The sequence below is a fragment of the Sphingomonas sp. BL-S-30 genome (assembly GCF_055521475.1).
The window spans coordinates 2,638,853-2,653,011 of record NZ_CM145481.1; the positions used below are offsets into that span (position 1 = coordinate 2,638,853).

Annotated in this window: 11 protein-coding genes; 6 read left to right on the top strand and 5 right to left on the bottom strand. The window is 61.8% G+C overall.

From position 1 onward, the window contains the following. The first annotated feature begins 17 nt into the window (after nucleotides 1-17). Complete coding sequence (locus tag ACZ1I5_RS12270; RefSeq protein ID WP_465169534.1) at nucleotides 18-2,861, top strand: TonB-dependent receptor domain-containing protein; 2,844 nt, start codon at nucleotides 18-20, stop codon at nucleotides 2,859-2,861. Nucleotides 2,862-2,942: 81 nt separating this feature from the next. Here ACZ1I5_RS12270 and ACZ1I5_RS12275 read toward each other — a convergent pair whose 3' ends face one another. The 3 genes from ACZ1I5_RS12275 to ACZ1I5_RS12285 form a co-directional block, all read right to left on the bottom strand. After that, nucleotides 2,943-4,592 (bottom strand): DUF6311 domain-containing protein, encoded by a 1,650-nt coding sequence (locus tag ACZ1I5_RS12275; protein ID WP_465169535.1) that lies wholly within the window; start codon nucleotides 4,590-4,592, stop codon nucleotides 2,943-2,945. A gap of 125 nt (nucleotides 4,593-4,717) precedes the next feature. Next, nucleotides 4,718-5,560 (bottom strand): hypothetical protein, encoded by an 843-nt coding sequence (locus ACZ1I5_RS12280; protein ID WP_465169536.1) that lies wholly within the window; start codon nucleotides 5,558-5,560, stop codon nucleotides 4,718-4,720. After that, the gene (locus tag ACZ1I5_RS12285) at nucleotides 5,560-5,748 is read right to left on the bottom strand and encodes a helix-turn-helix transcriptional regulator (RefSeq protein WP_465173957.1); all 189 of its coding nucleotides are present in this window, start codon (nucleotides 5,746-5,748) and stop codon (nucleotides 5,560-5,562) included. Before ACZ1I5_RS12285 ends, ACZ1I5_RS12280 begins: the two co-directional genes overlap by 1 nt. A gap of 136 nt (nucleotides 5,749-5,884) precedes the next feature. Between ACZ1I5_RS12285 and ACZ1I5_RS12290 the strand changes: the two genes are divergently transcribed. After that, the gene (locus ACZ1I5_RS12290) at nucleotides 5,885-6,010 is read left to right on the top strand and encodes a hypothetical protein (protein ID WP_465169537.1); all 126 of its coding nucleotides are present in this window, start codon (nucleotides 5,885-5,887) and stop codon (nucleotides 6,008-6,010) included. Between the two features lie 173 nt (nucleotides 6,011-6,183). Here ACZ1I5_RS12290 and ACZ1I5_RS12295 read toward each other — a convergent pair whose 3' ends face one another. Together ACZ1I5_RS12295 and ACZ1I5_RS12300 are read right to left on the bottom strand one after the other, a co-directional pair. After that, the gene (locus tag ACZ1I5_RS12295) at nucleotides 6,184-6,630 is read right to left on the bottom strand and encodes an ASCH domain-containing protein (RefSeq protein ID WP_465169538.1); all 447 of its coding nucleotides are present in this window, start codon (nucleotides 6,628-6,630) and stop codon (nucleotides 6,184-6,186) included. Next, the gene (locus ACZ1I5_RS12300) at nucleotides 6,623-8,821 is read right to left on the bottom strand and encodes a GNAT family N-acetyltransferase (protein WP_465169539.1); all 2,199 of its coding nucleotides are present in this window, start codon (nucleotides 8,819-8,821) and stop codon (nucleotides 6,623-6,625) included. Before ACZ1I5_RS12300 ends, ACZ1I5_RS12295 begins: the two co-directional genes overlap by 8 nt. Before the next feature lie 255 nt (nucleotides 8,822-9,076). On the opposite strand from ACZ1I5_RS12300, the gene ACZ1I5_RS12305 reads away from it, so the two are divergent. The 4 genes from ACZ1I5_RS12305 to ACZ1I5_RS12320 all read left to right on the top strand — a co-directional run bounded on the left by ACZ1I5_RS12305 (nucleotide 9,077) and on the right by ACZ1I5_RS12320 (nucleotide 13,990). After that, the gene (locus ACZ1I5_RS12305; RefSeq protein ID WP_465169540.1) at nucleotides 9,077-11,629 is read left to right on the top strand and encodes an RNA-binding domain-containing protein; all 2,553 of its coding nucleotides are present in this window, start codon (nucleotides 9,077-9,079) and stop codon (nucleotides 11,627-11,629) included. 128 nt (nucleotides 11,630-11,757) lie between these two features. Further along, a complete protein-coding gene (locus tag ACZ1I5_RS12310) occupies nucleotides 11,758-12,264 on the top strand; it encodes a DUF1993 domain-containing protein (RefSeq protein WP_465169541.1) in 507 nt (168 codons plus the stop codon). Continuing rightward, nucleotides 12,264-12,653: a hypothetical protein gene (locus tag ACZ1I5_RS12315; protein ID WP_465169542.1), complete on the top strand. Its 390-nt coding sequence runs from the start codon at nucleotides 12,264-12,266 to the stop codon at nucleotides 12,651-12,653. Before ACZ1I5_RS12310 ends, ACZ1I5_RS12315 begins: the two co-directional genes overlap by 1 nt. A gap of 845 nt (nucleotides 12,654-13,498) precedes the next feature. After that, on the top strand, nucleotides 13,499-13,990 hold the full coding sequence (locus ACZ1I5_RS12320) for a DNA-deoxyinosine glycosylase (RefSeq protein ID WP_465169543.1): 492 nt from the start codon (nucleotides 13,499-13,501) through the stop codon (nucleotides 13,988-13,990). The last annotated feature ends 169 nt before the right edge of the window (nucleotides 13,991-14,159 follow it).

Consider the following 14,159-nt stretch of genomic DNA (forward strand, 5'->3'; position numbering starts at 1 on the left):
GTTCAGGAGATGATATCATGCGCACATTTAAATCGGGGAAACTCATCGGTATAGCGTCGCTGGCGCTCATCGCGGGGCTGTCGGCCATACCGGCCCAGGCCCAGGAGACGCCGGCCGACACCGCCGCCGGCAGCGACGACATCGTCGTCACCGGCTCGCGCATCCGGCGCAGCCCGCTCGACCAGGACAAGCCCGTCGTCACCGTCGACGAGAACGCCATCGCGCGCACCGGCCTCACCTCCATCGGCGACGTGCTGCAACGCCTGCCCAGCGCCGCGGGCGGCCTCAACACCAAGGTCAACAATGCCGGCAATATCGGCGGCCCGCCGGACGGCACCGGCGTCAGCTCGGGCTCGGCCGAGATCGATCTCCGCTATCTCGCCGCCAAGCGCACGCTCGTGCTGGTCGACGGGCTGCGCTTCGTCAACGGCTCGGCGGCGGGCGGTATCCCCGCCTCGGTCGACCTCAACGAGCTGCCCACCAACATGATCGAGCGCGTCGAGGTGCTGCAATCCGGCGCTTCCCCGCTCTACGGGTCGGACGCAGTCGCCGGCGTCGTCAACATCATCACCAAACAGGCGCAAGTCGGGCTCAAGGCGTCCGCGCAATTCGGCACCTACCGCGCAGGCGACGGCCACACCTGGAATCTCGAGGCAAGCTACGGCATCCAGTCCCCGAACACCGGCACCTCGGTCGTGTTCGGCGGCAGCTACGCCAAGCAGGAAGCGGTCAGCACCCGCGACCGCGCGATCTCGCAATTCCCCACTCCCGGCGCCACCAGCTGCGCCGCGGGCGGCTGCTCCAGCGCGATCCCCAATGGGCGCTTCGACGTGCTCGGTCAGAGCCTCACCCTGCGCGCGCCGGTCGTCGGCCGCCCGAGCTACCCGGCCGATTTCCGCAACTATGTTTCGGCGACCGACAGCTTCAACTTCGCACCCTATAACTATCTGCTCACCCCGTCGGAACGCTACGGCGCCTTCTTCAACTTCAAGCAGGAACTGACCGACAACATCAACATGCGGGTGAAGCTGGTCTACAACCATCGTCATTCGACCACCCAGGCGGCGTTCCTTCCGCTGTTCCTCGGGCCTGACGCCGGCAACGGCAACCTGCTCGACACCATCTCGGTCGACGCGACCAACCCGTACAACCCGTTCGGCGTCACGCTCTCGTCGGGCGCGGACGGCACCCCGGCCAACTATTCCACCATCCGCCGCCGCTTCGTCGAGGGCGGGCAGCGCACCTTCACCCAGAATGTCGACACCATGTCGGCCACCGTCACCTTCGACGGCTCCTTCCACATCGGCGATCACCGCTGGTACTGGGATGTGAACGGCGTCTACGGCAACAACGACGCGCACCAGCTGTTCACCGGCAACCTCAACGCGGCGAAGCTCGCCCGCGCGCTCGGTCCGGTCTCGGCCTGCACCGGGGAATGCGTGCCCTTCAACATCTTCGGCGGCGTCGGCTCGATCACGCAACCGATGCTGAACTATGTGACCTTCGACGAACGCGACAAGAGCAACCAGCGCCTCGCCGATTTCACCGCCAACCTGTCGGGCGACCTGTTCGACCTTCCCGCCGGCCCGGTCGGCATCGCGGTCGGTTACGAGCACCGCGATCAGCAGGCGAGCTATGATCCCGATCCGCTGATCGTCGCCGGCCTCGGCGCCGACGTGCCGACCAGCCCGGCGCGCGGCGGCTTCAACGTCGACGAATTCTACGGCGAAATCCGCGTGCCCCTGCTCAGCGGCACGCCCTTCTTCGAAAAGCTGGAACTCGACGGTGCCGTCCGCCATTCCAATTATTCGTCCTTCGGCAGCAACACGACCTACACCGCGTCCGGCCTGTGGAAGCCGGTGACTGACCTGCTGCTGCGTGGCGGCTATGCCGAGAGCCTGCGCGCCCCGAGCATCGGTGAGCTCTATGCCGGTCCCTCGCGCTTCGACGCGACGATCGACGATCCCTGCACCAGCGCGGCCGGCGGCTTCTTCCAGACCAACGCGACCGTCCGCGCCAACTGCATCGCCAACGGCGTCCCCGCCAATGGCAGCTATGCGGAACCGGTCGGCGGACAGCTCGGGGTCTTCTCCCAGGGCAATACCGCGCTGAAGCCGGAAACGGCGAAGACCTGGACGGCGGGCGGCGTCTACAGCCCCAGCTGGGCACGCGGCTTCTCGAGCGCGCTCAGCCTGGAGGTCAACTGGTACAAGATCAGCCTGAAGAACGCGATCGACTCTGTCCCCGCCACGCTCACGCTCACGCGCTGCGCGTTCAATGCGGATCCGATCAGCTGCGCGGCGGTCCGCCGCACGGGCAGCGGCGCGGTGGCGAGCATCAATGCCCGGCTGCTCAACCTCAACGCGATCGAGACCGACGGCATCGACGCCTCGTTCAACTTCCGCTCGCGCGACATCGCGGGGGGCACCGCGGGCCTGTCGGTCAACGCCGCCTGGCTGCTGAAATACAATGTCCTGCCGCCCGCCGATCTCGGCGCCCCGACGCTCGAATTCGCCGGCACGGAGCGCGGCAGCCCCGACCAGGCCTATCCCCGCTTCAAGGCCAACGCGACGATCGACTGGTCAGGCCCGATGTTCGGCGCGTCCTTCACCGGCCGCTACATCAGCAAGGTGGCGGAACGGGACGGCGTGCACACCATGGGCCGCGTGCTCTATGGCGACGTGCAGCTCTATGTCTCGCCAGCCTGGATGGACCACCGCGTGCGGCTGACGCTCGGGGTGAACAATGTGTTCGACCGGGATCCCCCGGCCTGCTTCACCTGCGACAGCGCAAACTTCGACCCGACCACCTATGATGTGCCGGGGCAGTTTGGCTATGCGCGGATTTCGTTCGGGCTCTGAGCGGCAGGGTTGCGGTACGGGAGGCCGGGCGCGGGAAACCGCGCCCGGCTTTTCCCTATCGGGTTCACTCGGCGCCGCCGTTCACCGCGCGGATCCCGCCAGCGGCTTGGCCGGTCGCACCACCGTCACCCCATCGATTATCTCGGTATCCGCACCGGCCGGCGGCGTCGTTCCCGCCAGCACCACATAAAGCCGGCCCGGCACGCGCTCCCCGGCCTGGAAGGCGATGCTTTCCTGGCGATAGCGCTCCATCGTGACGGTCGACCAGCGCGCGACATAGGCCTGGCGCACCGGCACGCCGTGATTCACCGCGCGCCACGCAATCTCCTGGAACCGGCCGAGATCGCGCGTGACGTCGGGGGCGTCGAACGAGATGTCGCGCGACGAGGCGATCAGCTCGTCCCAGCGCGCGCTGCGCGTGAAATTCGGAAACGGCATCGTCATCTCGGTATAGTGATAGGCACGGATGAGGCTCATCATCCCGGAGATGTCGACCAGCTGCACGACGACCAGCGCGGCAAGCACCGCCCCGCTCTGCCAGAGCCTGAGGCGGTACACGGCGACGATCGCGGCGAACACCAGGCTATAGCTGCACGGCCAGAACAGGCGGCCCGAAGCCCGCAGGGCATCGGTGATAGGGGTGACGAACGCGGGCAGCGGCAGGCTGACCAGCGCCACCCCGCCGACTTCCAGCTCGTTGCTGATCGCAACCAGGGTCAGCACCAGCAGCGCGGGCAGCAGCCAGAGCAGCCGGCGATAAAGCCCGTCCTCGACCGGGCGGCGCGGCGCCGCCCAGCCGGCCGCCAGCCCGATGACCGCCAGGACCAGCAGGCCGACGCCGAGATACTGGAAGCTCTCATAGGGCCGCAGGCCGCTCGGCGGGTTCGCCGGCAGGATCGTCGAAAAGCCCGGAAAATTCGGGTTCCACAGCCCATCGAGCGACATCGCGAACTTGCCATAGCCCCAGGGCCGCACGAACTCCCCGCCGGCGCCGAGCATCATCGCGATCGACCCGGTCGCCGCGAGGATCAGCGCGGAGCCCAGCACCAGCCGCCCCCGCTCCCGCCAGTCCGGCGCGACGGCGAACCGCTCGAGCATCGCGCTGCCCCATATCGCCGCCACCATCACGAACAGATAGCTGTGGACCAGCACCGCCGCGACCAGCACCGCCGCCCAGGCCAGCAGATTGCCCGCGCGGCGCGCATCGACGAACAGCCACAGCGCCCACAGGATCAGCCAGTGCGCCATCAAATTCACATGGACGTAGCGGTTGAACAAGGTCGGCAGCAGGGTCATCAGCACGACGCCCGCCCAGAGCGGGATCACGCCGGGCGCATAGGGCCGCAGCAGCTTCCAGCTGAAGAAGAGGTGCAGGAACAGGCACAGCAACATCCACGGGCCGACGAACTGCGCCTCGGCCGGCAGCAGCGGCGCGACCACCCACAACGCGATGCCCAGCAGCGGATTGCTGTCCGTGAACAACAGGGAGACGCCTTCCGGCGCGTTGAGCAGCGGCGTGTGCAACGGCCCGTCGGCCCGGTGCAGAAAGGCATGCATGCCCAGCGCATTCTCGCCATTGTCGCCGCCGCGCAGCACCCAGCCAAGCTGGGTGGGATCGAGCATCGCCGGATGATAGGCCCAGAGGAACAGCAGCACGGCGATAAGGACCATCGGCAGCACGGGCAGGCCGGCGCGCAGGAGGTCGATGCCGTGGCGAACCCGCGGAGTCATGGTCAGCTGCCTGGTCCCTCGAGAACGGCCGTTACGATGACCCGCCGGGTTCGACGCCACTCGCCCGAGGTCCTCCCCCTCTGGCCACCCGGCCGCTTTTTGGCAAGGTCGTCCCTTGCTTGCGCTCACCGCGACAGCAGTTTCCGCCGCCCCAGGACGATGAAACTCGCCGCGAACAGCAGCACGGTGAACAGCGTCAGCCAGTCGAGCGGCGCGGGCGCGGCCACGAAGCCGAGATGGGCCAGTATCGCCCAGCCGCCGCCCAGCGCCAGGATCAGGTAGAAGGCCATGTTGCCGGTCTCGTGCGACAGGGTGCGCCCCAGCTCGTCCGACATCCGCCATACCGCGATCCCCAGCGCGACCAGGGCGAGGATCAGCCCCAGGGCGCCCGCCAGCGCCGGGACGGGCGGCAGCGGGTCTCCGCGCCCGGCGAGGCTCAGCCCGATCAGCAACAGGCCGTACATGCCCATCCAGATGAAGCTGTAGAAATAGAGCAGGCTGCGGTCGCGCATCTCCTCCGCCGCATCCTCGTCGCCGATGAGATCGGCGCCCGTCCGCGCGCTCGCCGTGAAAAGCATGCCCGTCATGGCGCAGATGAGGAGAACCAGGCCCGTAAAAGCCGCGACCGCCTCCGAGACGCCCATCGCGCGGGCCGCGCCGATCGACCGGAAGGACCAGGCGGCGAGCAGAAACAGGCTGACCGCCACCGAATCGGCGACCAGGAAGTTACGGAGATTCCGCGGCGTGACCGGCCGCTTCCGCCGGCTGAGACCGACCACCGCCATCGCGGCGACCAGGCTCAGGCCCAGCACCGGAGCGACGCCCGGCTGGACTATCGCGCGGAGCCCGTCCCGGTGCATCAGCAAGAGCGCCGCGCCCATGGCGAGGATGTAGGGAATCGCCGCCACGGCGCTCCACGCCACAAAATCGCGCCATGCCGACACGGGTTGATTGCTCGCGATGGCCATCATTCGTCCTCCGGTTCCCAATGATCGATGAAGAGCTCGGGCACGGCGACGCCGAACAGCTTCGCCATGCGCAGTGCCAGCGGCAGGCTTGGATCATATTTGTCGGTCTCGACCGCGTTGATCGTCTGGCGCGAGACCCCGAGCCGCCGGGCAAGCTCGCCCTGGCTCCAACCCCGCCCCTCGCGCATCGCCTTCAAGTTGCTTTCCAAGACGATCCTCCAAGCCTGTAAAGAGCTCTTTACAAATAAGCGCGGCTCTGTCAAGAGCTCTTTACAGGGCCGAGCAAAGAGGCGGTGGTGCTGACGCAAGGAGGTCGGCGAAGGCGTGCACACGATGGGCCGCGTGCTCTATGGCGATGTGCAGCTCTATGTCTCGCCGGCCTGGATGGACCACCGCGTGCGGTTGATGCTCGGGGTGGACAATGTGTTCGACCGGGCTGCCCCGACCTGATTCACCTGCGACAGCGCGAACTTCGATCCGACGACCGATGATGCGCCGGGGCAGTTTGGCTATGCTCGGGTTTCGTTTGGGCTTCGAGGGTAAGCGTCTGGGACGACGACGGGATATGCGTTGCGGTATGGGTTCAATCGGTAGCGTTGCGCGTATGCCGTTGTTCGCCAGTATCAGGGAATGGCAGAACTCAAATGCCGCTCAAACATCGACACGAGCGGGCTCGACGCTTCAAGCCGTAGATAGAACTGTGGAGGATGGAAGTCGCGTTTCAGCGCGCGCAATTGATTGAGACCAACTGGAGGTAGCGACGTCACGCGGTCAAGCGAGAGAGCGGTGGCCTGCTCACAACCAGCAACGTATTTTTGATATTCGTCATGTGAGAGCCCAAGCGTTGCGCCGTGTTGGCGCCAAAGCAACTCGGGGTTCATCGTCTCAACCACGGCAAGGATGGCCACCGCCCGGACCGCCGCTATAGGGGCCTTGTCGTAAATCCAAATACGAGTACCCACCGCGATGCGCGGTGCGCGACGTCTCAATTCGACCTTTTTGGTTCCGGCCAACATATTGTCGATAAATCTGCCCTGGACGGAAATCAGGACATTGTCGCGATCACTCATTCGGTTCGCCGGTCTCAATGATTGCTAGCAAATGATCGAGGGAAATCGCGCGCGCCGTTACGAAGTTCGCGCCGTCTACGCAACCGATCGCTCTCAATGCGGCGAGCGTAACCGGTTTACGAAAAAGCATGAGGTTGTCGAACTCACTGACACACACTTGCATACCTGCGCCCATGCCCCGAATAACCCGGGTCTCAAGCACACCCTTCCTCGACGCGTATTGCGAGGCACTCGCCTTGTCCATCAAATAGCGGCGACTGATCCGTGCTATGCCGATGGCAGCGCTGCGCCCTCCTCCAGTGGAGGATTCGTAAAACACGCCAAGCGCACCTTCCCGAATGACGGAATATGTGTTGGCGCTACTGATGTAGCTGCGAATGGTGTGCAGAACCGCTTCCCGTTTAGCGAGAAACATGGGCTGCGCCGAACCCTCGAACAGTTCTTCCGCATACGCTTGAGTGATCGGAAGCACCACCAGCGGCCTCCCAGGCAAAATTATCAGCGCTGGAGAGAGCTGTCGCTCAACCTCCGCCAAGGTCGGCGCGGCCGACTTTCCTATGTCGTTGCGGAGTTCGAAGGGCTGGGCCAAGTTGATGAACTTCGGCGGCGCGGGCGGGAACGAAATTTTCGATCGTTTGCGTATCGTGTCGCAACAGCTGCTCCAGTTGGCAGGTGTGATCGCCTGCCCCAAAGCAAATTTCGTCATTATGCGCGAGCGCGGGCCATCGCCTTCAGCTAGAAAGAAACCATTGCCGATAGCTGCCTGGCGAACAGTTGGCTGACTCGCGGGCACTGTCATCCGGAAGACCGACGGCAGCGCAGTGCCGAGATCGCCCATCACCCGGCCCAGCAAGTGCTCTACGCCGATCAGTGCGACGGAGCTCCGTTCGTCAACCCAGAGTGAGAGTTCGCGATGACGCGCGTTCATACTGGGAGAATCCCAGGCAGCTACGGCACATGCTTCGCCGTTAGCGCGAACGATAAAGCGACGCCGCGGAAGTGTAGCGGTACCGCGCGACAACACCGACCGGATTTGGGCGATAGAGGCATGAGCGCGAGACATGAGTTCTTCGACACAGTTGTAATCTTCATCCCGCACAGGTCCGGTACCGATCTGCACGACGCCAGCTGTCGCAGTTACCCTGATCCCCGCACCGTAGTCCTCGCCCTGATCGGGTGAGAACGCTTCCGGCGACATAATATCTAAACCGTATCTTGATCGCAGGAGCGTTGCTGCTTTCAAGATCGCCTTTTCCGAGGTGATAAAACCAACCGCACACTCATTAATCGCTGTGATTAAATGCATGAGATCTGATGAATCTTGAATCGTCAGCTTTCGGTCCCGCGCTCGATCCGGAAAAACTATAACGGCGAGTTCTGCCTTACGTGCTTCAACGCTTGCTGCCGGCGGCGACGGCAGGCGTGGAAGGGCTTTAGCAAGTTCCAGAACGGGATCGCCTTTACCCGGAACTGAATGACGCTCCAATTCCTTTACAAGCTCAGCCGTGATCGCGAGCCTGACATCATTTTCAAAGGCAGCCGCCATCACTCTGCTGGCATCCTCACTCCTAACTCGCTGCTTCGTAACGTCAAAAATGACGTTGAGATCGAGAACGTAGAGGGGCGCACGCCCAGTTGCAGTTACATCAACTGCAAGTAGTCCCAACCCGGAAGATTGATCGGCGGCCAAATCTAAAAGGCTAGGAGTGGACAGCTCGCGAACGCGAACGTTGATTGTCCGCCCGCGCGACTTGCCGCCCGCCCTTGTTCGGATGACTTCAAATCCTAATTGAGAATAAAATGCGTTAGCGCCCGGTAGGTCACTCGCCACATCGGCACGCACGCTAAGGTAGCTCGACTTTTCTAGGACGCGGATCACTTCCTCGAGAAGCCTCCGCCCAACGCCAAAGCCGCGAAAATTCGTAGATGCCCATGTTTGGAATATGCGCCCTTCGGGCATAGCGCCGCCAAAAACCGTATAGCCCACAAGCTCGCCGAAAGAATCAATAGCTACAATCATCCGCCCTTGATAAGCAAATTCACCATAAGCCGTGGTAGGTAGAAAGCCGAACGCGTGCCTTTCCTGATCCGCGACAGCTTGAATGCGGGCAACGTAAGGCTCGAGTTCACTGCGCCCTGTCAGAAGCGTGATCACCGCGCCAGATACGTCCTTGTTCTGTCGTTCCGCCATAACGCTATTTGACCGAGAATGCGGTCGTTACGCAACTGCAAGACCAAATTAATGATTGGGAACTCCCACAGGCGCACTTAATGGGTAAAGAGCTTGCGCTCCGTATAATGCCATGCTGATCTGCTGGCGCATTGGCGCCGGCATTCGGCGCTTCCATCCATTCCGTGGGATGGGGAATGGAGGTTTCATGAGGCCGGTCTTGCCTACTTCTGAACGGACGTTAAGGTCTGGTCATAGGGGAGCATTGACAGCGACATGGCAAAACAACTCGAGGAAGTTATACAACGTGGCATCCTGCCACATGACGCCGCTGACATCCTGCCGTTTCTTACAGAAGCAGATGGCTCTTTTGTGCTACGCGAGGGCCCACTTTGGGACTTCAAAGAGACATGGCCCCAGTCATACTCAGACTCCTATTTTCATGGGCTTTGCCGTCTCATTTGCGCTTTCGCTAACACGAACGGTGGATTGATAGTTTTCGGTGTGACCGACAAAACTCGAGTGGTGAGCAGCAGCCAGGCGACGCCCGATCTCGACCGTTTTGCGCAAGCTTTTAAAGAACTGGTGGGCTCTGAACTCAGAATCGACTTTCGACGGTATGAAACGCAGAAACCGGGGAAGTTCTCGGTCATGCTAGTGCTCCCACTCGAGAGCAATGAGCTTCCCCTGAGATTCAGGGCCGAAAGCAAACATTATCTATCAGGTACTATATGGGTACGCCAAGGGCATGAAGTCGAGACTGCTGGCCCAAAACACATAGCTCAACTGTACTGCCGAGGAATTCGGGGCAACGAGGAGCACGTCGATGAAATCGACGGCACGTTGCCACCGAGTCCGGCAACCATCAGGCAGTTTGTCGGGCGAATGGCTACGATCGATCGCATATTCGAATGGCTGAAAACGTCCGACCAGCCTAGAAATTTTCTACACGGCAAGGGCGGGTCAGGGAAATCTACGATCGCGTTCCAAGTCGCAAAGACACTCCGCGAATCTGGCGCCGGCTTCTTGATCGAAGGCGCCGACCCCCTTGAGAAAGTAATGTACCTGACAGGCAAGGAACGGGAACTTGATCCAGGCACCCAACTGCAGAAAGGCGTTGCCTATAACGACTTCAAGGACGAGAGATCCTTGTACGAGGCGATATTGACGGAAGGGGGATCGGCATACGACTCTCTTGACGATTTATCTATTGTTCAACTTAAGCAAGAAGTTTCGGCACTTTTCAAGCGAGTTTCAGCTTTTATTGTTATTGACGATATTGATACCTTAACCACTAAGGGCCTAGAAGCAGGCTTTGAATTTCTAATTGGCGCGCTCTATAAGTCAGCGAAACGTTCTAGATTATTGTACACGCTCAGAAATGCGCCATCCCAGGCACTCTCTAATTCAATTGACGTTCCAGGACTAAATGATAGCGAGTATATTGAGTTCGTTAATCTTGCCAGCAATCAATTTGGCGTTGAATCGCCGAACTCAAAATGCAGAGATGATGACTTAAGTTCCGTCTCCGAACGCCGTCCTCTGGTCATTGAAGCCGTAATTGCGCTTCGGCGGCGCGTTGATTCCTATGAGAGAGCCATCGAACTTTTCAAAAGCGGCGGTGGCGACGATGTTCGAGGCTACGTGTTCCGCCGGGAATGGGACTCGATCAAGCCGGCCTCTCGGGGCCGAGAACTTCTCGCGCTGCTCGCCCTATACAAAGCAAAAATCGTGTATGAAGATATTGTCGCGCTCATGTATGACAATGCCGCCATTGTCCCGGACGCGATGGCCGAAGTCCAAGAGATGTTCGTTCAAGTAGAGCGGGAGGGCGATCGATCACTTTACAGACTCAATGAACTTACCCGAGCCTTCGTTCTCGACGCCGCCCGAGAACTTGACAATTATTCTGCGCTAAAAGCTCGAGTTTCAAAATTTGTAACAAATATATATGCAGATTCTCCGGAATTGAGCCGGCTCCTTCATCGTGTTGAGAGGCTATTGGTGGGATCAATGCGCGATGATGATGATCAATTATCTGTCCAGACTGCGTGGCAAGCTCTTATGCAGTCTAAGGACAATGCGTTAATTCGCGAGGACCCTCGCTTCATGGCTGCCTGCGGCTACGCGGCCCTGCATCTTAGACCACCCAATATCGCCGACGCCAGAGATTACTTCCAAAACAGCTTCGCGATGCGCCATGGGCCGGATGTCCAATATGTGCGCGAGTGGTTCGTAGCTGAGCAAAAATTGGATGGCGCCGACCACTACACCGGCTTAATATATAAACTAGTCGACAATTCCCGAGAATATGACGACGCCATTAGACTAGAGTTTATGTCTCGGCGTGCAACGACACTTTACAATTTAGCCAAGAATGGATTCTACTCTGATCCTGAGAAATCTGTTAATCGACTTCTCGAATCTATTAAACTTCACGCCCGAGGCTACCATTTGACTGCGTCAGACAACACAAAACAAGCGTATATGTTTGAGAATCATTTCACTAATTCGACATTCCTGCTAAAAAATTACTTGATGAAGGCCGGCCGGTTCGATGAGCTTGTAACGCATATCGTTGAATTGACTAAGCTACCGAGCGCGAAGCTCGACCCGCTTTTGGAACCGGTCCGAGAAGTTGCTTCGGCCGCGGCAACGTATAGCACACCCGCCCAGGCCGCTCGCGCAGCAGGTAGAATGTTACACTTAGGCCAGACACTCCGAGCGGCGGACTGCTGGCTGGACCGGGCAGTGCGCGACCAATGCGTCGCCTATTGCTACGAGGCTGCGGGCGCGCTCAACAAAAAGCGATCGGCTACTAGCAGGTAAAGGAGCGCCCTGCTTGGCTGTTACCGACAACATGCCTCAACACCAGGACTTTAGGAGCGTGGTTTATTCCGTCACGGCACCCTCCCACCCCATCGACGCCCCGCCCCCACCCCGCTACACCGCGCGCCATGACGACTCAGCTCTACGATCTCACCGTCCCGATCTTCCTCCGGGGCTTCCACGCAATGTCCACCTTCCTCGCCAAGGGGGAGGCCTTCGCCGCCGAGAAGGGGCTGGATCCCGCAGCGCTGCTCACCGCGCGGCTGATCGAGGATATGGCGCCGCTCACCGGCCAGATTCAGCGCGCCAGCGACACGGCGAAGCTCGCCGCGGTCCGCCTCGGCGGGGTCGAGAACCTTCCCATGGCCGATGAGGAAACCAGCTTCGCCGACCTGCAGGCGCGCATCGCGAAGACGGTCGCCTTCCTCCAGGCCGTCCCGCGCGAGGCGATCGACGGCAAGGAGGAGACCACCGTCACCCTCACCACGCCCGGCGGCTCGATCGACTTCACCGGCCGTTCCTATGTGACCAATTTCGCCCTGCCGAACTTCTATTTCCACATCACGACCGCCTACGCCCTGCTGCGCCACAAGGGCGTGCCGATCGGCAAGCTGGACTATCTCGGCGCGCGCTGATGCCCGTGCGACCATCGGCAACGCGCGCGGCCGCGCTCGCCGCCGCCCTGCTCCTGTCGGGCTGCGGCGGCGGTGGCGGCAAGGCCGACGGCGCGACGGGCACCCAGTTCAGGCCGATCGGCACGGACGTCTTCGCCGTCACGATCGCCCCGAACGCCGATGTCCGGAAGACCGAGGCCGCCCTTCGCAAGCAGTGCGAGGGCCGGCAGGCCTGCACCATCTATGGCTGGACGGACCCCGCCGCCGCCGCGCGGGCTGAGCCCCTCACCGACCCGCAAAACGCGACCCTCGCGGTACGCTACACGCACAATGCGATCGGCCGGGACGACACGGAGTGGGACTGCATCCGCTTCAGCAAGGCAAAGGCCCCTTGCCTGCCGAAAGCGTAAACGGGGACTGAGGCCCGCGCCGCCGCCCCTGGCACCCGTTCCAGTCGACTGGAGACCTAGCCTGTCGCAAGCGTCTTCGAGAGGCTCGATGGCACTCGGTCGGGCTTCGCTCCTTGCGGCGCGGAAGAGGTTTCACGCGAAGCCGCGAAGACGCGAAGCAGAAGACGCAGAGCATAGAGCGATCGCCCTGCCGCCGGCCTTCCGCGAAAGCGACCGCTCGATCCCGTCCGCGCCCTGCCCAATCTCCCTTCGCGCCTCCGCGTCTTCGCGTGAACCAAATCAGGCCAGCCCGGACGGACGCCGATAGTGGATCCACCCCCGACCATCCCCGATTCAACCCGCCGCGCCCCTGTGCTCAAATCTCCCGGAACCGCCCGCACGCCACCTCGTTCGGGCACCGAACTACTCGATTCAACGGGCGAGAAAGCGTGAAGAAACTACGACCCATTCTCATAATTCTGGAAGTAAAAGGCGAATACCCCTTCAGTACGCTGAATCGCCTTTCGCCACGTCCAGACAGTCCCCGTGCCAAGGCAGATTCCGATCCTCGCCGATTTTCTTGCAGGCCCGAAGAAACACAAAAAAAATTCGGGGTCGACGTCGGCTGGCAAAAATCATCGAATAGTTCGAGATTTTCCGCAGACCCGCGCAAAGCATGCCGCGAATTCTTCGCGACTATTATCCCGCCGCTCCAACACCCGCCGGCGAAAGGCGCATGATTGATTCAACCGTCCCCCACCCTCCTCTATTCCGGCCGCAGACATAGCCCACACCGCTCTTTTCATCGTCCAACCCCTTCCCACGCAGCGCTTCGACAAGCGCCTCGCGACCGGTAAAGCACGCAAATGGTCGCGAAACGCTCCTTCCCCCCGGTCGTGAACCCGCAGGTCCGCCTGCTCGTGCTCGGCAGCCTCCCCGGTGATCGCTCGCTCGCCGTACAGCGTTATTACGCGCATCCGCAGAACCAGTTCTGGCGGCTCATGTCCGGCGTCATCGATCGCGATCTGACCGCGCTCGCTTATGAAGACCGCCTCGCCGCCCTGCTCGCCGCCCATGTCGGCCTGTGGGATGTCGTCGCCAGCGCCAGCCGCGACGGCAGCAGCGACGCCGCGATCCGCGATCTCGTCGGCAACGATCTCGCCGGGCTGGTTGCCACCCTGCCCGATCTCCGCGCGATCGGCTTCAACGGCGCAACTTCCTTCCGCCACGGGTCGAAGCAGCTCGGCGCGGCGCCCGGCCTCGCACTGGTCGCCCTCCCCTCCAGCAGCCCCCTCCACACCGTCGGCGCAGCGGCGAAACAACCCGCATGGAACGCGCTGCGGAAGTACCTGGCCTAACCACAACCCCCTCCCCCTTCTTGCTTCCCCGGCGAAGGCCGGGGCCCAGTTGGGAGACGCTTGGAAACGGTCGGCGCGCTAGTCACGAACCCTTCCCCTACTGGGCCCCGGCCTCCGCCGGGGAAGGTAAAAGGAAGTCCCGAATCCGATTCAACAAATCCCGCCGTTC